Source organism: Methanobacterium spitsbergense, from assembly GCF_019931065.1.
In the GTDB taxonomy this organism is placed as follows: Archaea; Methanobacteriota; Methanobacteria; order Methanobacteriales; family Methanobacteriaceae; genus Methanobacterium_B; species Methanobacterium_B spitsbergense.
The window spans coordinates 167,018-192,564 of the sequence record NZ_JAIOUQ010000003.1; the positions used below are offsets into that span (position 1 = coordinate 167,018).

Annotated in this window: 26 protein-coding genes and 5 tRNA genes; 21 read left to right on the top strand and 10 right to left on the bottom strand. The window is 34.3% G+C overall.

Features of this window, described 5'->3' with window-relative positions; all coding sequences use genetic code 11:
• Positions 1–194 precede the first annotated feature (194 nt).
• Positions 195–923, top strand: coding sequence for a DUF4013 domain-containing protein (locus K8N75_RS01975; protein WP_223790482.1), 729 nt, complete (start codon positions 195–197; stop codon positions 921–923).
• A 56-nt stretch (positions 924–979) separates the two neighbouring features.
• Here K8N75_RS01975 and K8N75_RS01980 read toward each other — a convergent pair whose 3' ends face one another.
• Both K8N75_RS01980 and K8N75_RS01985 read right to left on the bottom strand, forming a co-directional pair.
• A complete protein-coding gene (locus K8N75_RS01980) occupies positions 980–2,839 on the bottom strand; it encodes a glutamate synthase-related protein (protein WP_223790483.1) in 1,860 nt (619 codons plus the stop codon).
• Positions 2,836–3,558: a GltB/FmdC/FwdC-like GXGXG domain-containing protein gene (locus K8N75_RS01985; protein WP_223790484.1), complete on the bottom strand. Its 723-nt coding sequence runs from the start codon at positions 3,556–3,558 to the stop codon at positions 2,836–2,838. Before K8N75_RS01985 ends, K8N75_RS01980 begins: the two co-directional genes overlap by 4 nt.
• A gap of 150 nt (positions 3,559–3,708) precedes the next feature.
• On the opposite strand from K8N75_RS01985, the gene K8N75_RS01990 reads away from it, so the two are divergent.
• A complete protein-coding gene (locus tag K8N75_RS01990; protein ID WP_223790485.1) occupies positions 3,709–4,260 on the top strand; it encodes an ArsR family transcriptional regulator in 552 nt (183 codons plus the stop codon).
• Positions 4,261–4,391: 131 nt separating this feature from the next.
• Here the strand turns inward: K8N75_RS01990 and K8N75_RS01995 are convergent, their stop codons facing one another.
• The gene (locus tag K8N75_RS01995; RefSeq protein WP_223790486.1) at positions 4,392–4,613 is read right to left on the bottom strand and encodes a hypothetical protein; all 222 of its coding nucleotides are present in this window, start codon (positions 4,611–4,613) and stop codon (positions 4,392–4,394) included.
• A 131-nt stretch (positions 4,614–4,744) separates the two neighbouring features.
• Here K8N75_RS01995 and K8N75_RS02000 point away from each other — a divergent pair, with 131 nt between their 5' ends.
• The 6 genes from K8N75_RS02000 (at position 4,745) to cofG (ending at position 9,876) form a co-directional block, all read left to right on the top strand.
• Positions 4,745–5,227, top strand: a complete 483-nt coding sequence (locus K8N75_RS02000) for an Lrp/AsnC family transcriptional regulator (RefSeq protein WP_223790487.1) — start codon at positions 4,745–4,747, stop codon at positions 5,225–5,227.
• A gap of 218 nt (positions 5,228–5,445) precedes the next feature.
• On the top strand, positions 5,446–6,516 hold the full coding sequence (locus K8N75_RS02005) for a histone deacetylase family protein (RefSeq protein WP_223790488.1): 1,071 nt from the start codon (positions 5,446–5,448) through the stop codon (positions 6,514–6,516).
• A gap of 1 nt (position 6,517) precedes the next feature.
• On the top strand, positions 6,518–7,201 hold the full coding sequence (locus tag K8N75_RS02010; RefSeq protein ID WP_223790960.1) for a SepCysE family protein: 684 nt from the start codon (positions 6,518–6,520) through the stop codon (positions 7,199–7,201).
• 163 nt (positions 7,202–7,364) lie between these two features.
• Positions 7,365–8,330 (top strand): GTP cyclohydrolase MptA, encoded by a 966-nt coding sequence (gene mptA / locus K8N75_RS02015; RefSeq protein ID WP_223790489.1) that lies wholly within the window; start codon positions 7,365–7,367, stop codon positions 8,328–8,330.
• The gene (locus K8N75_RS02020) at positions 8,317–8,754 is read left to right on the top strand and encodes a DUF2120 domain-containing protein (protein WP_223790490.1); all 438 of its coding nucleotides are present in this window, start codon (positions 8,317–8,319) and stop codon (positions 8,752–8,754) included. The genes mptA and K8N75_RS02020 overlap by 14 nt, the downstream gene beginning before the upstream one ends.
• Before the next feature lie 48 nt (positions 8,755–8,802).
• Entirely contained in the window at positions 8,803–9,876 is a 1,074-nt protein-coding gene (gene cofG / locus K8N75_RS02025) for a 7,8-didemethyl-8-hydroxy-5-deazariboflavin synthase CofG (protein WP_223790491.1), read from the top strand.
• Positions 9,877–10,027: 151 nt separating this feature from the next.
• On the opposite strand, the gene K8N75_RS02030 is transcribed toward cofG, so the two are convergent.
• Positions 10,028–10,762, bottom strand: a complete 735-nt coding sequence (locus K8N75_RS02030) for a class I SAM-dependent methyltransferase (protein WP_223790492.1) — start codon at positions 10,760–10,762, stop codon at positions 10,028–10,030.
• Positions 10,763–10,944: 182 nt separating this feature from the next.
• On the opposite strand from K8N75_RS02030, the gene K8N75_RS02035 reads away from it, so the two are divergent.
• The 7 genes from K8N75_RS02035 to comE all read left to right on the top strand — a co-directional run bounded on the left by K8N75_RS02035 (position 10,945) and on the right by comE (position 18,715).
• Positions 10,945–12,036: a formate--phosphoribosylaminoimidazolecarboxamide ligase gene (locus K8N75_RS02035; RefSeq protein ID WP_223790493.1), complete on the top strand. Its 1,092-nt coding sequence runs from the start codon at positions 10,945–10,947 to the stop codon at positions 12,034–12,036.
• A 390-nt stretch (positions 12,037–12,426) separates the two neighbouring features.
• Positions 12,427–13,059, top strand: coding sequence for an archaeal proteasome endopeptidase complex subunit beta (gene psmB / locus K8N75_RS02040; RefSeq protein ID WP_048191667.1), 633 nt, complete (start codon positions 12,427–12,429; stop codon positions 13,057–13,059).
• Between the two features lie 105 nt (positions 13,060–13,164).
• The gene (locus K8N75_RS02045) at positions 13,165–15,069 is read left to right on the top strand and encodes a beta-CASP ribonuclease aCPSF1 (protein WP_048191669.1); all 1,905 of its coding nucleotides are present in this window, start codon (positions 13,165–13,167) and stop codon (positions 15,067–15,069) included.
• A 214-nt stretch (positions 15,070–15,283) separates the two neighbouring features.
• On the top strand, positions 15,284–16,312 hold the full coding sequence (gene purM / locus K8N75_RS02050) for a phosphoribosylformylglycinamidine cyclo-ligase (RefSeq protein WP_223790494.1): 1,029 nt from the start codon (positions 15,284–15,286) through the stop codon (positions 16,310–16,312).
• 19 nt (positions 16,313–16,331) lie between these two features.
• Positions 16,332–17,360, top strand: coding sequence for an L-sulfolactate dehydrogenase (gene comC / locus K8N75_RS02055; RefSeq protein WP_223790495.1), 1,029 nt, complete (start codon positions 16,332–16,334; stop codon positions 17,358–17,360).
• 301 nt (positions 17,361–17,661) lie between these two features.
• Entirely contained in the window at positions 17,662–18,153 is a 492-nt protein-coding gene (gene comD, locus K8N75_RS02060; RefSeq protein ID WP_223790496.1) for a sulfopyruvate decarboxylase subunit alpha, read from the top strand.
• A gap of 7 nt (positions 18,154–18,160) precedes the next feature.
• Positions 18,161–18,715, top strand: coding sequence for a sulfopyruvate decarboxylase subunit beta (gene comE / locus K8N75_RS02065; protein WP_223790497.1), 555 nt, complete (start codon positions 18,161–18,163; stop codon positions 18,713–18,715).
• A 2-nt stretch (positions 18,716–18,717) separates the two neighbouring features.
• Here the strand turns inward: comE and K8N75_RS02070 are convergent, their stop codons facing one another.
• From K8N75_RS02070 to K8N75_RS02095, 6 genes are all read right to left on the bottom strand, one after another.
• Positions 18,718–19,851 (bottom strand): aldo/keto reductase, encoded by a 1,134-nt coding sequence (locus K8N75_RS02070; protein ID WP_223790498.1) that lies wholly within the window; start codon positions 19,849–19,851, stop codon positions 18,718–18,720.
• Between the two features lie 51 nt (positions 19,852–19,902).
• Positions 19,903–20,199 (bottom strand): phosphoribosyl-ATP diphosphatase, encoded by a 297-nt coding sequence (gene hisE / locus K8N75_RS02075; RefSeq protein ID WP_223790499.1) that lies wholly within the window; start codon positions 20,197–20,199, stop codon positions 19,903–19,905.
• A complete protein-coding gene (locus K8N75_RS02080) occupies positions 20,196–20,990 on the bottom strand; it encodes a CBS domain-containing ParB/RepB/Spo0J family partition protein (RefSeq protein WP_048191682.1) in 795 nt (264 codons plus the stop codon). Before K8N75_RS02080 ends, hisE begins: the two co-directional genes overlap by 4 nt.
• Before the next feature lie 24 nt (positions 20,991–21,014).
• Positions 21,015–21,242, bottom strand: coding sequence for a DUF504 domain-containing protein (locus K8N75_RS02085; protein ID WP_223790500.1), 228 nt, complete (start codon positions 21,240–21,242; stop codon positions 21,015–21,017).
• Between the two features lie 140 nt (positions 21,243–21,382).
• Positions 21,383–22,738, bottom strand: a complete 1,356-nt coding sequence (gene gatB / locus K8N75_RS02090; RefSeq protein WP_223790501.1) for an Asp-tRNA(Asn)/Glu-tRNA(Gln) amidotransferase subunit GatB — start codon at positions 22,736–22,738, stop codon at positions 21,383–21,385.
• A gap of 306 nt (positions 22,739–23,044) precedes the next feature.
• Positions 23,045–24,046, bottom strand: a complete 1,002-nt coding sequence (locus K8N75_RS02095; RefSeq protein ID WP_223790502.1) for a radical SAM protein — start codon at positions 24,044–24,046, stop codon at positions 23,045–23,047.
• A 445-nt stretch (positions 24,047–24,491) separates the two neighbouring features.
• Between K8N75_RS02095 and K8N75_RS02100 the strand changes: the two genes are divergently transcribed.
• The 6 genes from K8N75_RS02100 (at position 24,492) to K8N75_RS02125 (ending at position 25,507) form a co-directional block, all read left to right on the top strand.
• Positions 24,492–24,564 (top strand) — tRNA-Asn (locus K8N75_RS02100).
• A gap of 4 nt (positions 24,565–24,568) precedes the next feature.
• Positions 24,569–24,642: transfer RNA gene (locus K8N75_RS02105), tRNA-Ile, on the top strand.
• 50 nt (positions 24,643–24,692) lie between these two features.
• Positions 24,693–24,767: transfer RNA gene (locus K8N75_RS02110), tRNA-Glu, on the top strand.
• Positions 24,768–24,828: 61 nt separating this feature from the next.
• A tRNA-Leu gene (locus K8N75_RS02115) sits at positions 24,829–24,912 on the top strand.
• A 39-nt stretch (positions 24,913–24,951) separates the two neighbouring features.
• Positions 24,952–25,024: transfer RNA gene (locus K8N75_RS02120), tRNA-His, on the top strand.
• 177 nt (positions 25,025–25,201) lie between these two features.
• Positions 25,202–25,507, top strand: coding sequence for a hypothetical protein (locus K8N75_RS02125; RefSeq protein ID WP_223790503.1), 306 nt, complete (start codon positions 25,202–25,204; stop codon positions 25,505–25,507).
• The last annotated feature ends 40 nt before the right edge of the window (positions 25,508–25,547 follow it).

The following is a 25,547-nucleotide window of genomic DNA, read 5'->3' on the forward strand; positions in this document are numbered from 1 at the left end:
TTTTTGGGAATTCTCTTATTTTAAGAATGAAAATAATTTATTTGTTAATTAAACTTGCATATCTACATTTTAACCAAATTAGGAATTCTTATAAATTTTATGATTTAAAATCATTGATCAAAAAAAATATATTAGAAACATCTGCCAAGATATCGTAATAATGAGTTCTTAAAAATTATTTGGGGTGAATAATTATGGATATAGGGGATGTTATATCTGATTCATTGAGGTATCCCTCTTCGGACTGGATTAAAGTTGTTATTTTAGGTGTATTATTTATAATAAGTTTTTTTATTATTCCACTATTTCTTGCTATGGGTTACATGTTTAGAGTAATAAAGGCTTCTTTAGCTGGTGTTGAAGAGTTACCCTCCTTTGATGAGTGGGGAGAAATGTTTGTTGATGGAATTAAACTGTTTTTAGTTTATCTGATCTATTCGTTGCCTGCATTAATTATTGGATTATTCTCAATTATTTCTTTGTGGTCTTCAATATGGTCTTTAAACTATGTTACACAGATGAGTGGGAATACATTCACGCCGGAAATGGTTGTTAGTATTTTTGGGGGAACAGCACTTGTTGGTCTTGTTGTTGCTGGAATTTATGTGCTGATAATTTATCCGATAATGGCTGTGGCAATTGGGAATATGGCTTATTATAATGGTGAATTGAGTGCTGCCTTTAGATTTGGTGAAATTTTTTCTACAATATCTTTAATTGGATGGGTGGATCTGATAATTTGGTATATTGTTATGATCATCATAGGGATTGCCATAGGATTTATTGGAAGTATTCTCGGTATAATCCCCCTACTTGGATGGATAATAATTATATTCATTGTTTATCCGTATTCTTATCTGTTTTATGCACGGGCAATTGCTTGGTTGTATTCATCTGCATTTGGAGAAGAATATGAAGCTTAAATCCTTTATTCTTAATTTTTAGTGATCTCTACAAAAAATAAAAAGCAGAAGGATAATTAGGTTCCAACCAACTTTAAGCCCGTAATTTGGGCAGTACTCATATTTATAGTCCTTAAGTCATCTCTTGAGAATTTTTTAATGTCATTATGCCCAGTAAGCTGAGCTAACATCTTAGTCTCCTCTGTGAGTGATTTAATGTAGTTAGCAACCCTTATGGCCCCAAGATCAATATCCAATCTTTTCCTTAATAATGGATCTTGCGTAGCAACACCCACTGGGCATTTTCCAGTATAACACATTCGGCATGCACGGCATCCCATTGCAATCATTGCTCCAGTTCCAATGTAAGCAGCATCTGCACCCATTGCCATAGCCTTTGCTACATCTGCCCCACTTCTAATACCGCCGGTTATTATGATATCCACATTTCCCTTCATTCCTATCTCTTCAAGACCTCTTACAGCCTGTGAAAGTGCTGCAAGTGTTGGAATACCCGTGTGTTCAATAACAACTTCAGGAGCAGCTCCAGTTCCACCTTCCATTCCGTCAACAGATATTATATCTGCACCAGCTTCAGCAACTATTTTAACATCTTCATCAACCCTTCCTGGTCCTAATTTGACAATTATAGGAATTCTCCAATCTGTTACTTCCCTCAAAAGTTCGATATGCTTTGCAAGATCACCTTCACGGGTAGCATCAAGGAAGCGTGCTGGGCTGAGTGCATCTGTTCCCATAGGAATTCCCCGAATTTTAGCAACCTCTGGGCTGACTTTTTCAGCCAGCAAATGTCCCCCCATACCCGGTTTTGCACCTTGACCTATTTTAACTTCTATTGCATCGGCACAGTTCAGATAATCTGTTGAAACACCAAATCTTCCAGAGGAGTATTGAACTATCAGTTTATCGGCGTATTCCCTTTCATCTGGAAGCATTCCTCCCTCACCAGTGTTAGCACATGATCCAACCATTGACGAACCCTTGGCAAGTCCCAATTTACATTCTGCACTGAGGGCTCCAAATGACATGCCCGCTATCATTATTGGTGTTTCAAGTACAAGTGGTTCAGCAGCATTTTTGGCTCCTAGAACTACCTTAGTATTGCAAGATTCTCTGTATTTATCGACAGGCGAAATTGAAGCTTGTGCAGGAAGTATTATGATATCATCAAAATTAGGTAGCTTTCTTTCAGTACCAAACCCTCTTAAAACATATTTACCTGCTTTTGAAGTGTATCTTATATCAGCTATAGTTCTAGGATCCCATATACTTCCAGCACCACTTGGTAATAGAACAGGACATGCTGCAGTACATGAACCACACATCATACATTTACTTCTGTCAATTTCAGCATGATCTCCAACTATTTCTATTGCATCAGTTGGACATACTATTTCACAAGTCCCACAAAATACACACAAACCTTCAGTATTGGCTGCTAGCTCACCTGAAGGAGATCCTGGCCTAAAATAATTTCCATTAATGTTTTTATCGATTTCAAACCCTCTTTGAAGGCCATTTGCAAAATCCTTAACATCAACAAGATCTAAGCATCCGGATTTACATGACTCAACACATGCTATTTTTCCTCCTTTGTCCATGCACTGCTGTTCACATTTAAGAATCTCATCTTCGGTACAGCTGATACTTCCAATAGGACACATAAGCATACAAAGTCTACAACCAACACACCTGTCCTGATCAATTTTTACCACACCATTTTCCCGATATATCGCATCTCTGAAACATCCCTTCATACAAGAAGGGTTTATACATTGCTGGCAAACAATAGCATGATATCCCTTTGTCATCTTGTGTAAGAAAAGGCTACTTTCGCCGTTTACATTTGAACATGCATCTATACAGTCGTTACATCCGTCACAGGCTTCAGGATTAGTTAAAAGTATTTGTTTCATAAATCCTCACCGTCCACTTCCCCATCATTTTCACCATAAAATGGTCTAAGTTCCTGATGCTCTATCTTCTTGAAATTTCCTATATCTTCTTTTATACTATATTTTTTAAATAATTCTGCCAATTTTTGCTTGTCAGCGAAGCTTAATTCATTTATTAGGGCATTGGTTCCTGGTTTGAAGTTTCCACCGACATAAATATTTCCCCCTATCATCCAGTCCCCGGTGTCAAGTCCGGCATCGCCTGTTACTACAATATCTCCACTGAGCATGTAGAGTCCGGCTAAATTTCCCATATCCCCAACAATTATAATTGTGCCTCCTTTATTTAACTGGCCAACAGCATCCCCCGCATCCCCATAAATTATAATTGTACCTTCATATATTCCAAATCCGACTCCATCCTCAGCCGATCCCCTTACCAAAATCTCACCAGAAGTCATGTTGTTTCCCACGTAACGACCGGTGTTTCCTCTGATTTCAATCCTGGCACCATTGTTAAGTGCCCCAACAAAATCTCCAACATCTCCTTTCAAGGTTACTTCCGTTTCTTTACTCAGCCCTACAGCTATAGAATCCTTTTTTTCAGGATTTTCAAGTAATAACTTCTTTTTATCCTGAGAAACGGCTTTTTTTATTTCAAAATTCAACTGTCGAGTCGACAAGTTCTCACCAGATATGATATTCTCTGTTTTTGTAATATTTATCCCTCCATTAACCAAGAACTGATTACCCCAATTTCAATGGTTGATTAAAGGTTGAAAGCAACATAATTAAATGTTGTTAATCATACAACGTATAGACTATACTATTCAATGTTGTTGTGAGACAGCAAATTTTCTAAATAAATAAAAAAATTTGGAGACGATCTAATGAAGATGTTAATAACCAACCTTGAAGGACAATGTCTCTTTGATGTTTCAATTGAAACCCAAACAGAAGGACTTATAACATTACACGAAGGTAAACATAAAAAAACAGAACTTGAAGATTATCTCAAAGGCGGTGAAATTAAGATAGAATCTACTGATCCTTGTGAAACTTGTGAAAAAATTGCAGAAATAATTAAAGGTGCAAAAAAGCATGGAAAAGTATTCATTGCATTTGATGGAAAGGGATTAGGTCCACTGCTTAATTTCGTTGCCAACCGCGTCGGTGTAGACGGTATATTTACATGCTACAAAAACAAAGTTGTCAGAATACCAATGCTCACACTTGATCTTTCCGCTACCAAAATTGATATATTGAAAAATTTATTTCAAGAAGATTTAACAGCATTGCAGATTGTAGAAAAGGTTAAAATATCCCGTGCAATGGTCTATAAACATATTAAACAGCTTTTACAATTAGGACTGGTGGAAAGATCACAATTCTACGAAAAATATGCCATTACACAGTCAGGAAAACTAGCAATAACCTATTAAAAAAAGATGTATTCTGTATTTTTATGCTGATATCCACAACATAATAATAACAATTAAATAGTCGACGCATCCATTTCTAGTTAGGTAATTTAAATGAATGAGGACTGATTAGATGATGAATAACTATTGTTTTATTCAACAGGATATTCAATTCTCAACTTGTAACTAGCTCTTTCACTCAAAAGAACAGTTCCTGGTACGAAATATTCATCGAACTGACTAACCTTTTTGTGGATACATGGGTCTATTTCGATCTTCTTCGTGTAAGAATTGCATTCAACATCACTAATTAGTCCCTTTTTAACTAGTGCTATGTATCTCATCCTAACAGTTACATCGTTTAACAATCCCATATCTATCACCCCAATATTATAGTGTGTTAAACTTGTATTTAAATTATTTGCATGTAATTATGAAAAATGTATACTTATTTATAAGATAATTGATTAATGTATAAACATTGTTCAAGTCAATGGTGAATTATATGAAAAACAACGGCGAAAAATTACAATCAGTGAAGATAGACGAAACAGATAAAAAGATACTAAACCTCTTTAACGAAGATGGAAGAATGTCTTACAGAAAAATATCTCGCAAACTAGACATTTCAATTGGTACAGTTCACAACAGAATTGAAAAACTGATGAATTCAGGAGTTATCAAAAAGTTTGCACCAGTAATTGACCACAGTAAACTCGGATATAACTTCACTACCATCATAGGCGTCCGTGTTAAAGGTGGAGTTCTAAGAAATTGGGAAGATAAAACATCTTATCACAAAAACGTGTTATGTATGTACGATGTTACAGGAGAATTCGATGCAATTATTGTTGCAAGATTTAAGGATACTTCTGAGCTAGATGAATTTGTAAAAAATCTTTTAAAAGAACCCGATGTTCAAAGAACATACACACAAACCGTGCTAAATATTCTTAAGGAAGATCTTGGCTCCAGTAAGATGCTCTAATTGAACATGTGAACATAAGATTCTATTTTAAAAAGTTCAGATAACTCAAATAATTTATTTTCTTTTTTTTAACTTAATTCTTCTAGTTTCCCATTTTAGCAATCCTTGTAAAAAAATATTAACTAGAAATTTAAAACTAATTAATAATATATAATTTGAATCTAAATTTTTTTTCCAAAAAAAACCTTCATAGAATTTATGAATTAGGAGAGAGCTGGATGATGGCACTAGTTCATTCCAAAGATTATGAAAAACATGAAACAGGAATCCATCCTGAGAACAAGGAAAGACTTCGAGTTATAATAAATACCCTAGAAAAAGAAGGTATATTAAATCATATCCCCACTAACAAACACATTCTTAAATCTAGAAACAAAATTGATGTTTTTAGACCTGAAACTGCTTCACTTAAAGATATTTTGAAAGTACATTCAGAATCCTATGTTAAATATCTAAAATCTTTCTGTGATTCCGGTGGTGGTTACTTGGATCCAGATACTGTTGTATCAAAAGATAGCTATAAAATAGCTAAACTTGCAGCAGGTGGCGCCATTACCGCTTCAAAATTGGTTTTAAATGGTTATAATAGTGCATATTCACTTGCAAGACCTCCAGGACATCATGCAACCAGAGAAAATGGAATGGGTTTCTGTTTATTTAATAATATTGCAATTGCAATTGAACATCTTAAAAAGTATAATAAAATAAAAAAATTTATAATTTTTGATTTCGATGTCCACTATGGTAACGGAACAGCTGAAATGTATTTAAATGACCCTAATGTTTTATATATATCCATACATCAAGATCCAAGTACGTTATTTCCAGGATCAGGTTTTATCGAAGAAATTGGAGTTGATGAGGGGGAGGGATGTAACATGAACATTCCCATGCCTCCGGGATCTTCAAATCAAGATTATATGTACATATTAGAACGAATTTTGGAACCTGTTTTCAATGATTTTGATGCAGAATTTCAATTCCTTGAAGTTGGTTTTGATGCCCATAAAGATGATCCATTATCAAGGATAAATCTTGATGATGAATTTTATCCTTGGATAACATCAAAGATTATGAATATTACAAATCAACTTGTATTGATTTTAGAGGGCGGTTACAATCTTTCTGTACTTTCAAGATGTAATATGAAAATGATAAATGTATTGAGAAATGAATTAACTTATGAAGAAGAAATTCAGAAAATAGGAAATGAAGTAAAAGTTTCAAATGAAACTAAAAAAATATTTCACAATATTCAAGATATTTTTTCATCATTTTATGATTTTTGAGGTGATTTTATTGGAGAAATTCAGACTTGAACAAGCTCAAAACCTTCTTAAGGATGCAGCTAAATCAAAAACAAATGAAGAAAGGTTAAAAAATCCTAAAGAAGGTTTTATTAACGTAGATCAATTTGAAAATATTATTAACAAACTATTCGAAGCAGAGGAGTTCATATACACAAGCAGACCACATCATAAACTTGATCAAACAAATGCCGAGATATTTGTGGATAAGATCATCGAAGCACGAAATGGAATGGATAAAATACTGTCCAATTTTGGCGTTATAGAAAAACAGACTGTTGAAATAGATTTAAATAAATATTATAACGATTTATTGATTTTAACAACAAAAACTAGTTTAAAAAAAACTATTGCTAAATTTGGTGTTGATCCGCAGAGGATCATTGTTGCAGGTGTGCCGCTTGATCCCGATGATATGAAAATTTTAAACCCTAAAATACCTGAAACAGCATTAGATCCCATAAATAAAAAAATAAAACACGTAAAAAATGATATCAATCGAAAAATGGAACAATTCGGTTTGAAAGATATTATAGTCATCGTAGAAAATGATAAACCTGGTCAAATTTTAGGAAAACGTGCCAAGGAACTTTATAATGCACGTTTGGTAATCAAAGATAATTTAAAGGATATTAGTATCGAAGAATTCATTACAATAGTTTCATAAATATTTTCAATGATATTCAATTAAAACTGCAAATTAAAAAAGGTTAATATAGTTGAGATAAATCCTATTTATTAATGGTTTGATCATTTGATAAAATAAAAAAAATAAAAATTATTAAATTATTCATTAATTCGGAATATTACGAAAGATAGGGGTGAATAAAGTGGATAAATGTTTTCCAGATACCCAAGATAATATACCAACCATTCCAGTACACCTTACTAGGGTTGGAGTTAAAGGAGTAAAAAAACTATTAAAAATTGAAAGAGATGAAAAGCGACCAATTGTCCTCTTACCCACCTTCAATGCTTTTGTTGATCTACCAAGTACTCAAAGGGGGATCCACATGTCAAGAAATCCCGAAGCCATAAGCGAGGTTCTTGAACAGGCCCTTGAAGGATCAACAGTGGAAATAGAATCTTTGTGTGCCAGAATAGCTAGCTGTCTCTTGAAGAAGCATAAATATGCCAAAAGAGTTGAAGTTAGTATGAAAAGTGATTATATGATCATGAAAAAATCACCTGTAACACAAATCAAAACTCAAGAGATGACCAATATCATGGCAGATGCCATCGGAATCCGGAATGATGATGGAATTGTTATAAGGAAAATGATTGGTGCTGAGGTTGTTGGAATGACAGTGTGTCCATGTGCTCAAGAATCAACCAAAGAATCTGCAAAAGTGGACCTTTTAAAATTTTTAGATGAAGAAACAACACTGAAGGTCTTGAACACAGTTTCATTTGCATCACATAACCAGAGAGGACGCGGTATGATAATGATGGAAGTTCCGGAAAACCAGGTAATTCGAGCCGAGGACTTGATAAGAATAATAGAAGACTCAATGAGCTCACCTGTTTGCGAACTCCTTAAAAGAAGCGATGAAAATGCTGTTGTTGTACATGCACACAAAAATCCGATGTTTGTTGAGGACTGTGTAAGAAATATGATCCAAAAAATTGTTAAAGAATATTCAGATCTACCCGATGATGCATTAGTAACTGTTAGACAAATAAATGAAGAAAGTATACACAGACATAATGCCTTTGCTGAAAAAGTTGCAACAATGGGTGAATTAAAAAGAGAAATGAATGGTAATGGAGGAAATAACATTGATGCCCACACATGAAATTGCAGGAAAAATTATGAACGAACTTGAGGCATTCCATGGATCAAAACCTGCCATTGACACCCCACAGATTCTTATTGTTAGAGGTATGTCCAAGAAAAAATTAGATCCCTTGGAACTTTCAACCATAGTTTCAGATGTTTTGAAAGGTGTTGGAGCAACGAGAATGGATATGTTCTCTGAATCAGCAACTGACGTAATAGGAATAATGGACGAAAATATAAGGGCAACAGTAGAAATTCCTGGAGAAACGGATGTATATGGGATATACCGCCTCAAAGAATCCTTTGAAGCCATGAACTGTCACACAGAATATGGTCTTGGTACTATTGGGCAAATAGCTGTATTTTTAGTTATTTGGAAGGATAAAAGTGGTATTGGTCCTCTTTTTGTTGAATTAGTGGTATCAAATTCAGAAGCATAATGCTATGAATCTTACCATTTATTTTATTAGATAAAAATAAGTGAAAATATGGATTATATATCAAAAAATGATTTGGTTTCTATTTTAGATGCAAATACTCCTGAAATATTATCACTAATGTCTGAAACTAATTCTCTAAGGGCTAATAATATTATAACATATTCTAAGAATGTTTTTTTACCCCTTACAGACATATGTAGAAATGAATGTGGATACTGCACTTTTAGAAAGGACCCATATTCTGATGAAGCAAGAATACTCATGAAACCAGACGAAGTCCTGAATGTTATCAAAAAGGGAGATTCTTTCAACTGCAAAGAAGCTCTGTTCACGTTTGGAGAACATCCTGATGAAACAGACATTGTTATGTCAGCATTAAATGGTTTGGGCTTTGAAAATATTTTGGAATATCTATATTTTCTTTGCAACGAAACCCTTGATAATACCCGACTTTTACCGCACAGCAATCCAGGAATACTTAAAAAAAATGAACTTAAACTTCTAAGAGAAGTTAATGCATCCATGGGTTTGATGCTTGAAACAAGTAGCAGTAGAATAATGCAAACTATTGCACATGAAAAAAGTCCTGGCAAAAAGCCAAAATTGAGGATAGATACGATTAAAAATGCGGGAAAATTGAAAATTCCATTTACAACTGGCCTTTTGATTGGTATTGGGGAATCAAATTTGGAGAGAATTGAATCTTTACTTGAGTTAAGGAAAATTCAGGATAAATATGGCCATATTCAGGAGATAATAATTCAAAACTTCAAATCAAAACCAGGAATACCCATGGAAGGTTATAGAGAACCGTCCATAGTTGAAATGATAAAAATGGTTTCTATTACAAAGTTAATGTTTCCTGATGTAAGTGTACAAGTTCCACCAAATTTAAACATCAATCATTCACAAATATTTTTAATGGCTGGTTCAGATGACTGGGGAGGTATTTCACCTTTAACACCAGATTATGTAAACCCTGAAGCACCATGGCCCGAAATTGAAGAGCTTAAAATAATAACCAAAGAACTTGGCTTCAAACTTCAAGAAAGACTTCCTATATATCCTAAATTTATAACAGAGGAATTTTTAGACCAAAGAATACTTGAAAAAATACAATAAACATATTTTTTGATACATCAACATTATTTTTCTAAATTTGATCTTAAAGTTTGTTCAGATTATCAATTTCACACTCGAAGCAAATGTTTTTAAGGTTTTGACTAGTTAAAAGTATTGAAAAGAGTATAATTATTTAGAAATGTTCAATTATTTATTCTATTTTTGCATCGACAACAACATGATAAACACCTGGCGAATAGGGTTTAATGATCCTCTTGTTGATAATTTCAATAACTTCTCTATCTGCATTTATTGCTGCTTCTTGAATACGTTCTACTGGCCTTATGAATTTCAATTTGTCAGGAACCGATTCATGATAATGGATTATTCCACCCTTTTTTAGCACATCCATTGCAACATCAAGATACTCATTTGTATTACCAATGTAACCCATTAAAACACGATCAGCAACCCCTCGAGGAGCAGTTATTCTACAGTCTCCAAATATTGGTTCCACAATTTCATCAACCCTATTTATTTTCACATTTTCACATAGATAACCGTATGAAACTGGATTTATTTCAATGGAGTATATTTTTGCAGGTTTTGAATGAACAGCAATTGGTATTGAGAAGTAACCAATTCCTGCAAACATATCAACAACAGTTTCTCCGTTTTGGACAATAGTGGACATTCTCTTCCTTTCTGTTGTGTTACCCTTTGACCACATGATTTTTGAAACATCTAGTTTAAACTGACACTTATTTTCCCGATGTGTAGTGACTGTTCCCTCACCAAGAACTAATTCAACTTCAGGTTCTCTTTTTAAACCATTTATACGCCCTAATTTAACTATTCTCTTAACACCCGGAGTTTTAAGAAGACTTTCAGGATTTTCTATATCTTCTTTTATTACAAGGATGTCTCCAATAACCTTACCTTTCATAACACTACCTACTTCTACATGTTTAAATAGCCTTTCGGTAATTTTAATCTTGAAAAAACAGAAATTATTATAAAATTTTATTATTATTGAATCAAGACAAAAAAGATAATTACTCCAACCTACCAACCATATTCAACTAATACAGATAAAAAATTAATCACATGATCTAAGGAGAGATTCATATGGGAAAAGTAAACCGACAGGAAATTCTTGATATCTTAAAGGGTTATGATAAAGAGAACATAACAATTGCAACATTAGGCAGTCACACTTCCCTTCACATATTAAAAGGGGCCAAAGAAGAAGGTTTCAAGACCGCAGTGGTCTGTGAAAAGGGACGTGAAGTTCCATACAAAAGATTTAAAGTAGCAGACGAATATATCATCGTTGATAAATTCAGTGACATAGTGAACGATGATGTTCAGGAGAAACTAAGAGCAATGAACAGCATTGTAGTTCCTCATGGTTCTTTTGTTGCATACGCAGGTCTAGACAGAATAGAAAATGATTTTAAAGTACCTATGTTTGGGAACAGAGATATATTACGATGGGAATCTGAAAGAGATCTTGAACGTAAACTGATGTTAGAATCTGATATCAGGATCCCTATGAAGTATGATGATCCATCTCAAATTGACAGAACAGTTATGGTTAAGTTTCCAGGGGCACGTGGGGGAAGAGGATATTTTGTTGCTTCTTCAACAGAAGAATACAATCAGAAAATCGATTCTATGCTTAAAAGAAATTGGATTGAAGAAGAAGACATTAAAAATGCTCACATAGAGGAATATGTATCTGGATGCAACTACTGTATACATTACTTTTACTCTGCATTAAATGATGAAGTTGAAGTTATGGGTATGGACAGTCGTTACGAATCAAATATTGATGGTTTGTGCAGAATTCCAGCTAAAGATCAATTGGATGTTTCAATGGATCCATCCTATGTTATAACCGGTAATCATCCTGTTGTTATGAGAGAATCTTTGCTCCCTCAAGTATTTGATATTGGAGATAATTTGGTCGAGGGTGCTAAAAAGCTAGTTGCTCCAGGGATGAGCGGACCATTCTGTTTACAGACTCTGTGCACAGACGATTTGGAGATAATTGTATTTGAGATGAGTGCCAGGATAGATGGTGGAACCAACACATTCATGGACAGTTCACCATATAGTTACCTGCTATTTGGCGAGTTCATGAGTATGGGACGTAGAATTGCCCATGAAATCAAAAATGGGGCAGAAGAAGACAGGTTAGAAATCTTAATAACCTGATCTCAATATTTTTTTTATTTTCATTCGATTATCCATAATTAATTCTAAACTTGCTCCAACCTTATTATATAATATATAATATTATCCTGAAATTACAAGGCTTGTTGATATATTAATATATTTAATAAAATTTCTATAAATTTCGAACTTATTGAAAACATTTATAAGTAGCTTCAACTAAATCAAGCTTGATAAAGGCCTTAATATTTAAAAGTTATTTTATTAGAATTATTTTAATTTATATATTGTAAATGGACTTGAAGGGGGAAAAAACTGAAGTTCGAAGCAATATTTATATAGAATGAATTTTACATATAAGGCTAGAAATTAATATTTGAAAAATTTTAAAAACTATTTTTAATTTATCGTGTTTTTTTAGAGGTGTATTTCATGAACGATAAAGATCGATTAAAAGGCACTACAACTGTTGGTGTAACATGCAAAGACGGAATTGTGTTTGCTACCGAAAGAAGAGCTTCAATGGGTAATTTAATTGCTCATAAAGTTGCAGACAAGATATTTAAAATTGATGATCATATTGGAGCTACTATAGCAGGATCAGTATCAGATGCTCAAAAACTTATGGGTTATATTAGTGCAGAAGTGGCCCTTTACAGGCTAAGAAATGGTGCCCCCATGAGTGTAGAGGCAGCTGCAAACATGACCTCGAACATATTGCATGCCTCAAGATTTTATCCTTACTATGTCCAAACCCTTCTAGGAGGAGTGGATGAAAAAGGACCGGCACTGTTCTCCCTAGATCCTAGTGGTGGAGTTATTAAAGATCTGATGATTTCAACTGGATCTGGTTCACCAATTGCCTATGGTGTGCTTGAAGACCGTTACAACAAAGATATGGATATTGAAGATGGAATAGAAGTTGTAATAAGAGCAATTAAAGCAGCCATGGAAAGAGATACTTATTCAGGTAATGGTATAAAAATAGCAACCGTTACTAAAGAAGAAGGATTTAAAATACTGCCTGATGAAGAGGTAGAAAAGAAGATCAAAGAATTGAGCTAGTTTTTTAATCCTAAAATAAAGTGAAGTTTTATATACAACTAAAAGAACCATATACAAATCTTATATGGTTCGAATATTATTTTCTATTTTTTTAGACGTGATTTTATGGGTTCAGAGATTCAAGAAATTAAAAATACAATAGTACAAAGATTACCTAATAGAGTACAAGTGGCAAAGGTCGAATTTGAAGGTCCGGAAGTAGTTATATACACAAAAAATCCGGAGATAATAACAGAAAATGGGGACCTAATAAGAGATTTAGCAAAGGATATAAGGAAGAGAATAATTATCAGATCAGATAAATCCGTGCTAACAGAACCTGAAAAAACAATAGACAGGATCCATGAGATTGTACCCGAAGAAGCAAAAATAACCAACATATCCTTTGATGAGGTTACCTGCGAAGTAATTATAGAAGCAAGGAAACCTGGGCTTGTTATAGGAAAATATGGTTCAACATCAAGAGAAATAATAAAAAAAACCGGATGGTCCCCCAAGATATTACGAACTCCACCCATTACCTCAGAAGTTATCCAGAGGGTTAGAAGGACTTTGAGAAAAAACAGTAAAGAACGTAAAAAAATTCTTCAAACCTTAGGTAACAGAATTCACAGAGAATTAACTTCTGAAAATGAATGGACTCGTTTAACTGCTCTTGGAGGATTTAGGGAAGTGGGAAGATCCTCTCTGTTTTTACAGACAACAAACAGCAAAATTCTCCTTGATTGCGGAGTAAATGTAGCAGGATCGGATGATAAAAGTTCATATCCCTATCTTAATGTTCCTGAATTCGTATTAGATGACCTTGACGCAGTAATAATTTCACATGCCCACCTTGATCACTCCGGATTTTTACCCTACCTTTATCATTATGGTTACGAAGGTCCAGTATACTGTACAACACCAACAAGGGATCTTATGACCCTTTTACAGCTCGATCATATTGACATAGCACACAGGGAGGATAATCCTCTTCCATTCAATATTAAGCATGTTAAAAAAAGTATCAAACATACAATAACTTTAGATTATGGAGAAGTAACAGATATAGCTCCTGATATTAGACTTACTCTACACAATGCAGGCCATATACTTGGTTCTGCCATAACACACATGCATATAGGTGATGGCCAGCACAACTTCGTTTACACCGGCGACTTTAAGTATGAAAGGAGCAGGCTCCTTGAACCAGCAGTTTCCAAATTTCCACGAATAGAATCAATGGTAATGGAAAGTACATACGGCGGGCACGATGATGTTCAACCAACACGTAATGATGCTGAGAAGGAACTGGTGAAAACCATTTACAGAACACTTGAACGTGGCGGGAAAGTTCTTATGCCCGTATTTGCAGTTGGAAGAGCCCAAGAACTCATGATAGTTCTAGACGAATATATCCGACATGGAATAATTGAGGAAGTTCCAGTATATATCGATGGAATGATTTGGGAAGCAACAGCCATCCATACTGCAAGACCAGAATATCTAAGTAAAGATCTGCGTGATCAGATTTTCCATATGGGAAGAAACCCATTCATTTCTGAAGTTTTCCATAAGGTTAATGGTGGAAATGAAAGACAAGAAATTGTTGAGGGTGAACCTGCAATTATTTTGTCAACTTCGGGTATGTTAACAGGGGGTAATTCTGTAGAATACTTCAAACAGCTCTGTGGAGATGAAAGAAACTCCCTTGTGTTTGTTGGATACCAAGCAGAAGGATCTCTCGGAAGAAGGCTTCAGAAGGGTTGGAAGGAAATACCACTCAAAGAAGATGGGAAAACCAATGTTTACAATGTTAAAATGCATATTAAAACCATTGAAGGATTCAGTGGGCATTCTGACAGAAGACAACTTATGGAGTATGTTAGAAGATTATCCCCAAAACCAGAGAAGATAATGATCTGCCATGGAGATAACTATAAAACATTGGATCTTGCATCAAGCATTTACAGGAGTTATAAAATAGAAACTAAAACCCCTATGAATCTTGAAACCATAAGAATTCAATAAATTATGGTTTTAAATATTTTTTAAATCCAAATTTTTTTTTTTATTTATTCAAAATTCCAAATATCAGATAGTATAAATTAGTTAAATATTACTTTCCATTGGAATATTCCTATTAGATAAACTTGATCTCTTCTAAGAATATGGAACTTTTATTAACTGTCAAATCTAATATCCAATATTCAATTGTTGTTTTAAAAAATTTTTTGGTGATTTAATGGTAACCTATTCAGAATCAGGAGTTGACATCAGTCTCGAAGAGATCACAGTATCAGCACTAATCTCAAAACTGAAGGAAACCCTCAATTATAGAGACATTATTACAGACTCAGGACACTTTGCAGCCCTTGTTAAACTTGGAGACAGAGCCATAGCAATGAGCACAGACGGGGTTGGAAGCAAAATATTAGTGGCTGAGATGATGGAAAAATATGACACTGTTGGAATAGATTGCATTGCAATGGTTGTAAATGACATTCTCTGTGTTGGAGCAGAACCAATAGCAATGGTAGACTATCTTGCTGTTGAAAAACCAGACCCAGAAATAGCTGAACAGATAGGAGAAGGTCTTAGAGAAGGATGTAATCAAGCCAAAGTAGCAATGATAGGTGGTGAAACTGCCAGCCTTCCTGAAATAGTTAGCAACTTTGATCTTGCCGGAACAGGAATAGGTATCGTTGATGTGAATAACATAATTACAGGTGAAAATATTGCAGATGGTGATGTTTTAATTGGAATTGAGAGTAGTGGAATTCACAGTAACGGCCTCAGCCTTGCAAGAAAGGTTTTCTTCCAAGAAAACAGTTTTAATATCGATGATATACTCCCAACTGATCCTAAAATTTCGGTGGGGGAAGAACTGCTTAAACCAACTATTATCTATGTAAAACCTATAATGGAACTTTTAAAAACAGATGTGGAAGTTCATGGACTTGCACATATAACTGGTGGAGGTTTCACAAATCTTAAAAGACTTAAAAACGGGATGAGTTATGATATTGAAGCACTTCCAGAACCCAAACCCATATTTCAAGCAATACATTCGCTTGGAGTCCCAATAGAAGAAATGTATCGTGTTTTTAACATGGGGATAGGTTTTATTGTAGTTGTAAAGGCTGAAGATAAAGAAAAGACAATAAATACTTTAGAAAAATACAATCATGCTTATTTAATTGGTAGAGTTAAAGAGGACTCAAAGGAGAAAGTTACAATTAAAACGTTCCAAGAAAATATTATCACATTATAAATAATTAGAAGGTGTATTAATGAATATAACAGCAGAACAGGAAAGGGCAATCATAATAGGGATCTTAAAAAATTTAAATGTTGCAGATGATGATGCAACCATTGTAGCAGATGTAACAGTTGATGCTGATCTCAAAGGATTTTCTTCCCATGGAATTGGAAGGTTTCCACAATATTTAAAGGGCCTAAAAGCAGGGACTATCGATCCTGAAGCAGAAGTAAACATTGAAAATGAAACAGTATCAATGGCTCTTATAAACGGTAATCATAAATTTGGTCATGTAGTTACATATACTGCAATGGAACTTGCTATCGAAAAAGCAAAAGAAACAGGTATCGGAGTTGTAGGTGTGCATGATTCAAACCATTTCGGTGTTGCAGGATACTACTCAGACATGGCAATAATGGAAGACATGATAGGAATTGTTATTGCAAATACAGAACCAGCAGTTGCACCAATTGGTGGGAAGGAACCAATTATTGGAACAAATCCAATAGCAATAGGAATTCCTTCTAATAAACATTATGTATCAGTTGATATGGCAACATCTGCTTCTGCAAGGGGAAAACTTTTAGAAGCCAAGCGTAAAGGAGAAATGATACCTGAAAATGTTGCTCTTGATGTGGATGGAAACCCAACCATAGACCCTGAAGCCGCCCTTAAAGGGTCAATATTGCCGTTTGGAGCACACAAAGGTTATGCATTATCATTTATGATTGAAATACTTGCTGGACCACTTGTTAGAGCAGCATTTGGCAAACAAGTTACAGGAACAGCTAACCCTGAGAAAATGTGTACAAAAGGAGATCTTGTTATGGCTTTGGATCCTTCAAAGTTCTCGGACATTGATACATTTAAAGAAGAAGTTGATGAATTCATAAATGAAGTCAAAGGATCTGGAAATGTTTTCATTCCTGGAGATATGGAAGTCAGGAATATAAAAGATCGCAAAGAAAATGGAATTGCCATTGACAACGTCCTTATGGATCAGATCATAGCAATATCGAAGGAAGTATCCTTTGATCTGGAATCTATCTTAGTTAATTAAACCCAAGATAATTTCTAGAAAATTAGATAACTATAAACTATGTTACAATGTTATCACCAGTTTAAATTAAAAGCATGATTAAAAAGATAATCATGTTTCTTTTCTATTTCTTGGATACTTAGTACTTTTATTCTTAAATTTAGCTTTAACCTTCAACCCTAATCTAAATCCAAGGGTTTACCCTTTAATAAATTGTTAATCTATTAAAATTAGGAATAAAAGAATGATTTCCTAAAATTCATAACTAAATAAATATATACAGATTATTACAAATTAATCAAAATTTAAATAGGTGTTTTATTTGGACAGTAGTGAAGCAGTTTACAATGCACTAAAAAAATCTGGAATAGACTTTGTGGTATCATTACCATGTGTTAATTTGGGTAAGATAATGAAGATGGTAGATTCAGACCAGGACATAGTACATGTGCCTGTTACAAGGGAAGAAGAAGGGTTTGGAATCTGCGCTGGTGCATTTATAGGCGGTAAATCCCCAGCCATGCTCATGCAGAATTCAGGGCTGGGTAACTCTGTAAATGTGCTTGCATCATTGTTTGAACTTTATAAACTGCCTGTTATGATAATAATGAGCCACAGAGGCACTGAAGGGGAATTCATGAGTGCTCAAATTCCAATGGGAAAAGCAACACCAAAGGTTTTGGATGCCCTGGAAATTCCATATTTCAATCCTAAAACTCCTGATGATGCTTTAAATATTATCCCAAAAGCATGGCAAATTGCAAAAACAAAAGGCACCCCTGTAGGTATACTCTTGGATATTAAATTCTGGTAGTGTAAAAATGGAAAGAATAGAAGCCATCCAAAAAATATCATCCGAATTAACAAACGAACTGGTTATATGCAATATTGGATTCCCTTCAAGGGAACTCTTCCATGTGAAAGACTCATCTACTCATTTTTATATGTTGGGCTCAATGGGACTTGCATCGTCAATTGGTCTTGGATTAGCGATTTCAACTAGCAAGAAAGTGATAGTCTTTGATGGAGATGGATCAGTTCTAATGAATCTAGGAAGTTTAGTTACAATATTCAATCAAAACCCTAAAAATTTAATATTAATAGTTTTGGACAATGAATGCTACGGTTCAACAGGATCCCAGTGTACATATGCATCAACAGTTGATCTTGGAAAAGTTGCCAAAGCTATTGGATTTAAAACCATATTTTTCTTCAAAAACAATACAGAAATGAATTTAGAAGAAGTTTTAAAATCAGAAGGACCTATATTTGTCCATTTTAAGGTTAAAAAAGGGAATGCAAATGTGCCTGTTATTCCAATGGAACCTGTTGAAATCAGAGACAGATTTGTGGATGAAATAAAAAATCAGGAATGAAATTATTCAAAAGTTTTACGAACAGTTTCAAGAGTACTTTGAATTGGTATCATTTGGGGACATAATTTTTCACATTCTCCACATTTATTACATTTAGATGCTCTTTCATTGTCTTTTAATAACATATAATAATTCATTTTAGCGTTTTCAGTGTCCTGAAACATATATGAATGGTTCAACTGCAGGAAATTTCCAGGTATATCCACTCCTTGTGGACAGGGCATACAGTAACCACATTGAGTACAATCAACCTGTTTTCTAAATCTGTAAACTGTTCGAACTTCTTTGATAATCTCCTTCTCATCGGGTGTTAGTGAATTGGTGAATCCTTCTTCAGCAATTTTCAGGTTTTCATCAAGGTCATTATTATTACTCATACCACTTAGAACTACATTAATTTCTTTTTTATCCCAAAGATACTTCAAAGCCCATTCAACAGGACTTCTTTTAACTGGTGATTCGTCCCATATATCTTGAACTTCGGTAGGTATGGTTTTTACCAATGTTCCTCCCCTTAATGGTTCCATTATTACCACACCTACACCTTTACTCGACGCATAACGTATTCCTTCTATTCCCGCCTGATAATTCTCATCAACAATGTTATACTGTACTTGACATACATCCCAATTATAGGAGTCAATAACATCAAAAAATAATTCTAGTTCCCCATGAAATGAAAAACCAGTATATTTTATTCTTCCATCTGCTACAGCCTCATCTAAAAATTCTAAAACTCCTAGAGATTCTAATTTGGACCAATAATCTTCCTTAATAGAATGCAGCAAATAAAAATCGATTTGTTCCGTTTGAAGCCGTTCAAGCTGTTCTTGAAGATAATGGTCCATATCTTCCCTTTTTTGGATTAACCACGAAGGTAATTTATCAGAAATAAAAACTTTATCTCTATAGCCATTTTTAAGCGCATCTGCAATTACAGTTTCACTATGACCATTATGATACGGATAAGCAGTATCAATGTAATTAACACCATTATCTATGGCTTTACGAATCAAATGAATTGCATTGACACTATCCACATTATTGTACTGTCCATTTTTAACTGGAAGACGCATACAACCATAACCCAATATAGATATTTTTTCTCCAGTTGATCCAAGATTACGATAGAGCATTTAGAACCCCTCAAAAAAAGTTATTTATTCACATTGAATTAAAAAATTAATTTAATCCCTTCTTCTTTCAAATTCTGTGTATAATTCATTAATATCAACTCCTTTGTAAACTAAAAGGAGTAAAGTATGGAAAATCAGGTCAGTTGCTTCATAGACCAGGTTTTCATTGTTTTTGGATGCAATTATCAGTTCTGCAGATTCTTCGCCTATCTTTTCTAGTATCTTGTCCTCTGCACATTTATCGCTGTCCATCATGATCTTAGATGTGTAAGAATCAATTGGTTGATCACGCCTTTTCTCCAAAACACTATAAACCTCTCTTATTATTGCGTCTTTATTGTTATTCATTTTCTGGCCTCCTTTCGAAGACTGCTGGTGATTGCAATTAGAGGGTGCTGAGCATCGTCTATGACTTCAATGTCTTTGAATGAGAATATTCCATTCTTATCTGCTGTCTTTTCAAGTCCAAGGTGGATATCTTTATCCAGCTTAATTACATAAGAATCTATATCTTTACATCCAAGTTTACGTGCTGCTGCAGTTCTATGGTGTCCATCTACTAGTATATATCTGTCTCCAGATTGTGCAATTATTGTTGGTTCTGCAAGACCTCTTTTAATTTCATAAGTTCTTCCCTGAAGTTCATCGGCATATATTTTGTCCTGTGTAGGTCTCACCTTATCAATTGGAACTTTCTTTCTTACAACTTTGGTTTTTATTTCGTAGAGCTGTTCCAAGGTTTTTTTGAAATATTCGACTTTCATGGGGGTCGATCTTTCGATATGTGAACGTACAATATCGGTATTTGTAAGAATTCCCACCAGTTTTGCATCCTTATCAATTACTGGAAGTCTAGATATTCCCATTCTAAACATTACTCTTGCGGCATCATTTATGGGCATTTCATGGTCTGCAACAACGATGTCTGTTGACATTATGTCTTTAACATAGGGTAACCATTCTTTAAGGAGAAGGTCAAAGGCTGTTACCATTCCTATAACTTCACCATTGGTTCTGACTGGAAATCCATCGTGTCCAGTTCCCTTCATAAGCATTATTACTTCCTCGTTAGGAGTTTCTGGAGTTACTGTGATAACTTCTTTAGTCATGTAATCTTTCACAAGAGCTGAGCTCGTCATTAAAAATCTCCTATAAATTTAGAATTATTTTTTATATAAAATTTTATTCTTATTTTCAATTTTTACTATTCTATGGTATGGAATTTGAGTTCCTTCCCTCAATATTAAAAATCCCCTTTCTATTATTTCAATGGAATTTCCATTGATCTGTTTAAGATTTCCTGGAGCACCTCTATGTATGTAAGTTATTTTAATTTCGTTGATCTCCATTCCAGGATGCCATAGAACCATGTTAATTATGTTTCTTGCCATTCTATGGCCTGATCTTCCCAAATTAAAGAATGTTAAGGGTTTTTAATTATTTGAAAGTCTATATTCTATTTGTCATTATGTTGTTAAAGAATTTTATCTAATTTTCTGAAAACAATTTCTAAATGAAAAATATCAGAAAGTTATTCCTTAAGTTCTGCCTCTAAAAGCTTGTGAGTTTCACCAGGATCTGCTTTTCCGCGTGTAATTCTCATTACCTGACCTATAAGGAAGTTCATAGCATTTTTCTTTCCCTCATAATAATCTGAAACTGCTTCTGGATTTTCATTTACAACCTGTTTCACTGCCTTGAGAACAATATCTTCATCAACAACACCTGTTAACCCTAATTTTTCCGCGATCTGGGAGGGCATTTCATGATTTTTAGGAAGTTTCTCCATGACCCTCTTACCTGCTTTGGCCGTGATCTTCTTATCTTGAAGCATTTGAAGGAGATCAACTATTTGTGCCGGCGTTATTTCACTCTCCTTGAAGTTCATTTTGTTGTAGTAAATCACCCGCTTAAGTTCATCTCTCATCCAAAGAGCAGCAAATTCTGGATCTATAGACTTTACAACTTCTTCAAATGCATCTGCAAGATCCAATTCAGATGTAATGACCTTAGCATTATCTTTACTGATCCCATATTCACGAACAAATCTGTCTGTCTTAATATGAGAGGGTTCAGGCATTTCCTTGCGTATTGTTTCAATTCTATCCTTTTCAGCTAGCATTGGGGGAAGATCTGGATCAGGTATGTATCTGTAATCTTCTGCTTCTTCTTTTAGACGCATTGGAACAGTAATCATCTGCGATTCCAAAAATGCTCTTGTTTCCTGTTTTATCTCAATTCCTCTTTTAAGAAGGTTTTTCTGGCGTACCATTTCAAACTGTAATGCTTTGTAAGCACCTTTTATTGAATTTATATTCTTTATTTCTGCCCTTTTTCCACCTTCAATGGATATATTAACGTCAGCACGCATTGTTCCTTCACCACGCGCACTTCCACTGTATTCTAACACTCTGATCAATTCTCTCAGAAATTTCCTAGCTTCCTCAGGAGACTTCATATCTGGTTCTGTAACTATTTCAATGAGTGGTATCCCTGATCTGTTAAAATCAACAATTCCAAGATCGGGTTTGTATTGACCAGGATCCTCTTCAATATGAACATCATAAATTCTTACTCCATTCAGTTCTCCCTGGTCCCCTATAGGTATAGATGTTCTCTGGTAGCCAGATGAAAGATCAGGATAATCATAGTGTTTACGCTGGAAGTAGGTTACTTCAGGTGATATTTCACAACCCAACATTAAAGCGATCTTAATAGCACCATCAAGAGCTGCTTTATTTGGGGGGTATGGTTTTGCTCCAGGCTGGTTCAAACATACAGGACAAATATTTGAATTAGCAGGAGCATCCTTATAATTGGTATGACATGTACAGAATAATTTGGAATCAGTTTCAAGCTGAACATGAATTTCCAGTCCGCATTTCATCTTAATAGTTATTCCTCCAGTGTAGTGATGTATCTAAATTGTATTAAATTAAAATATTTTTATTTTAAATAGATTTATCCGAATCATAATAATACAATATTTAATTTACACAGTATCTATAAAATAATTTTATTGAATTTCTAACTATTTAAAAATGGTTTTGATACTGAAATAAGTATAACTATCAATTCCAAATATAAATTTTTAATATGGAGTTTAAGCTAGTATATTTTAAAATTATTTATTATTATCTGGTATCCACTTAAATCATAAATTTCTTAATGGGTTCAATTATTAGTTATTCAATTATTTTTTCACATTCTTAGTAATGCCATCTATATATCTTTTTATAAATGGTTCAAGATCTGCATGCTGAACATTGGATTCCTGTAATATTTCAAGGTCTGTAAAGGTTCCTTGTAGATATCTTCCTGCCCATTTAACTTCTTCTTCAACTCTTTTACCATATCTAGTTCCATACATCTTGAACAATGGAAATTTTGTTAGGCCATTTGCGCCTGCAAGAATCAGTGGCCCTATGTTGGCAAGATTATCTATCCATGTACCAGTAACTATCTCTAAAAGTGGAAATTTTATTCTTGTTGCAGCTACCACATTTGCATAGTATAATGATGCAGGTTGTGGTGAATTTTCATATATGGTGTCTTTATGAGGATTCAATGAATAGAATGTGACTCTGTCAATTCCCATTTCTTCAATAAGATTCCAAAGATATTTTGTATCCTCTGGTTTTTCTCCTAGGCCCAATATTATTGTGATTGCTTTTTTAAACCCAAATTCACCTGCCAACTCCAGCATTTCAATTATATCCTCTAAAGACTTACTAGGGCAAATACTTTGATGAAGATCTGGGTTTGCAATTTCAACAGCCCCTGTTATTCCTGCTATTTCATCACCATATATTTCAAGTTCCTTGGTTATTCCAAGGTTTAACCAAACTGGTTTTCCAGTTATTGAAAATATTTTTTTGGCAATATTTTTTATCTCAGGAGTTTTGAATGATCCATATCCCCCCGAAAGAAATTCTATATTCCACCCCATTCTGCGGGTGATTTCTGCCTCTGCAAGTATGGATTCAACTTTTCTACGGGCTTTTTCTGGCTCTTTAATTTTGGGCTTCTGCGATGACATATAACAAAATGCACAATCGCCTTTATCACACCACCATGAAAGAAAAATTGCCCTTTCTAATGTGATTTGTTTTCCATGTTCTGCAATAGTGATTTTATTTGCATCTTGAAGAAGTTCAATAGTCTGATGATTTTTGATCTTGTTGATAAGGTTCATTGTTATACCTTTAACATAAAAATAGTGTTTAAATCATTAAATATTATAGTTAATTATAAGTTTACAATCAATATAAATTCCTAGGATTTGAGATTTAATATTTTAAATATTAAATGGATATTAATATAATATTTTATATGGGTTATATAATCTTTAAAAATGAATATAATGTTTTAACAGTGTTTTGAATAATATTAGGTGTTATTAAACCTAATAAATTTATAAAAACAATTCGGAATTTATTGTTTGGGTAATATTAAAATATTTTTAATTGAAACTTTAAATAGAAGTGAAACATCCCTCCAAAAACAATTTCATCAGATAAATTGTTTCATCCGCAACCTTTATATAGGATAAATGTCAACCTTAAGAATACATCTTGGTGTGCTATGTTTTAAATTATTGCAAACCCTAGATAATAGTTTGTAGGTCTTACTCAGCATCAGCCGCCGTAGCTCAGTAGGTAGAGCGTTCGACTGTTAATCGATTGGTCACAGGTTCGAGCCCTGTCGGCGGCGCTATGGGCCCATAGCTTAGGCTGGTAGAGCGCCCGGCTCATAACCGGGCGGCCATGGGTTCGAATCCCATTGGGCCCATCCAGATATATATTAAATTAAAAATAAAAATAAATTTGTATGTAAAATTTGCTCCGTTGGTGTAGTCCGGCCAATCATTTCGGCCTTTCGAGCCGAAGACTCGGGTTCGAATCCCGGACGGAGCATTGTTAAATTTTAAAAATGCATATATTGCCCCATATATGATTGAATAATGCAAGGGGTATAGCAGGGGTGCCCGAGCTGGCCAAAGGGGACAGGCTTAGGACCTGTTGGCGTAGGCCTACCAGGGTTCGAATCCCTGCCCCTGCACTCTTAGCTGTTATAGTTACATAGATATTTATTTAATGTGCCGGGGTGGGGTAGGTGGTTATCCTACGGGACTGTGGATCCCGCGACTCGGGTTCGAATCTCGGCCCCGGCCTCTAAATTTTACATATAATAGCTTATATTTTTTTAAAATTCATTTTAAATTCAACTGTATTTTCTGCTTTAAACTGTTTTGATTTATTTTTTGGATGAAATAAGTTGGAAAAATACTTATAGAATGTTCGAAAGAATAAAAAATATCTTGTAATATATTCTATCTGTTGGAGTATCCATGATAATAATGGAAAAAACATGTGGTTCCTATAAATGTGATGTAATGCATGAAGGTAAAAGAATAGGGCACATGGATGGTGTAAATTTAATACAATGGTTCGTGAAGAACAGATACCGTTATACAGGGACCTTTTCAAGGTTTGTGACCAGCGATCCAGAAGAAAGCCGATCTGGTATTGACATTGATATAATATTTTCTAACAAGAGAATCATTATCAAAAATGCCAGAATCGAATGGATTAAAAGTCCAAATCAAAATGGTACCTTCCACGCGGCTAATATAGAGAGCTATGAAGTGGTTTAAATTTCGGTCTATTTGCTAATTTTTACTTATAAGATAATTT

Bases quoted from the DNA above. Each gene is read 5' to 3' on its own strand.
- K8N75_RS02005 (WP_223790488.1), top strand. From the start codon at position 5,446: ATGATGGCACTAGTTCATTCCAAAGATTATGAAAAACATGAAACAGGA.
- K8N75_RS01995 (WP_223790486.1), bottom strand. From the start codon at position 4,613: ATGGGATTGTTAAACGATGTAACTGTTAGGATGAGATACATAGCACTA.
- K8N75_RS02080 (WP_048191682.1), bottom strand. From the start codon at position 20,990: ATGACGAGCTCAGCTCTTGTGAAAGATTACATGACTAAAGAAGTTATC.
- psmB (WP_048191667.1), top strand. From the start codon at position 12,427: ATGAACGATAAAGATCGATTAAAAGGCACTACAACTGTTGGTGTAACA.
- K8N75_RS02125 (WP_223790503.1), top strand. From the start codon at position 25,202: ATGATAATAATGGAAAAAACATGTGGTTCCTATAAATGTGATGTAATG.
- purM (WP_223790494.1), top strand. From the start codon at position 15,284: ATGGTAACCTATTCAGAATCAGGAGTTGACATCAGTCTCGAAGAGATC.
- K8N75_RS02070 (WP_223790498.1), bottom strand. From the start codon at position 19,851: ATGCTCTATCGTAATCTTGGATCAACTGGAGAAAAAATATCTATATTG.
- gatB (WP_223790501.1), bottom strand. From the start codon at position 22,738: ATGAAATGCGGACTGGAAATTCATGTTCAGCTTGAAACTGATTCCAAA.
- K8N75_RS02095 (WP_223790502.1), bottom strand. From the start codon at position 24,046: ATGAACCTTATCAACAAGATCAAAAATCATCAGACTATTGAACTTCTT.
- K8N75_RS02045 (WP_048191669.1), top strand. From the start codon at position 13,165: ATGGGTTCAGAGATTCAAGAAATTAAAAATACAATAGTACAAAGATTA.
- comC (WP_223790495.1), top strand. From the start codon at position 16,332: ATGAATATAACAGCAGAACAGGAAAGGGCAATCATAATAGGGATCTTA.
- K8N75_RS02085 (WP_223790500.1), bottom strand. From the start codon at position 21,242: ATGGCAAGAAACATAATTAACATGGTTCTATGGCATCCTGGAATGGAG.
- K8N75_RS02030 (WP_223790492.1), bottom strand. From the start codon at position 10,762: ATGAAAGGTAAGGTTATTGGAGACATCCTTGTAATAAAAGAAGATATA.
- K8N75_RS01990 (WP_223790485.1), top strand. From the start codon at position 3,709: ATGAAGATGTTAATAACCAACCTTGAAGGACAATGTCTCTTTGATGTT.
- K8N75_RS02000 (WP_223790487.1), top strand. From the start codon at position 4,745: ATGAAAAACAACGGCGAAAAATTACAATCAGTGAAGATAGACGAAACA.
- cofG (WP_223790491.1), top strand. From the start codon at position 8,803: ATGGATTATATATCAAAAAATGATTTGGTTTCTATTTTAGATGCAAAT.
- comE (WP_223790497.1), top strand. From the start codon at position 18,161: ATGGAAAGAATAGAAGCCATCCAAAAAATATCATCCGAATTAACAAAC.
- K8N75_RS01975 (WP_223790482.1), top strand. From the start codon at position 195: ATGGATATAGGGGATGTTATATCTGATTCATTGAGGTATCCCTCTTCG.
- K8N75_RS02020 (WP_223790490.1), top strand. From the start codon at position 8,317: ATGCCCACACATGAAATTGCAGGAAAAATTATGAACGAACTTGAGGCA.
- K8N75_RS02035 (WP_223790493.1), top strand. From the start codon at position 10,945: ATGGGAAAAGTAAACCGACAGGAAATTCTTGATATCTTAAAGGGTTAT.
- K8N75_RS01980 (WP_223790483.1), bottom strand. From the start codon at position 2,839: ATGAAACAAATACTTTTAACTAATCCTGAAGCCTGTGACGGATGTAAC.
- hisE (WP_223790499.1), bottom strand. From the start codon at position 20,199: ATGAATAACAATAAAGACGCAATAATAAGAGAGGTTTATAGTGTTTTG.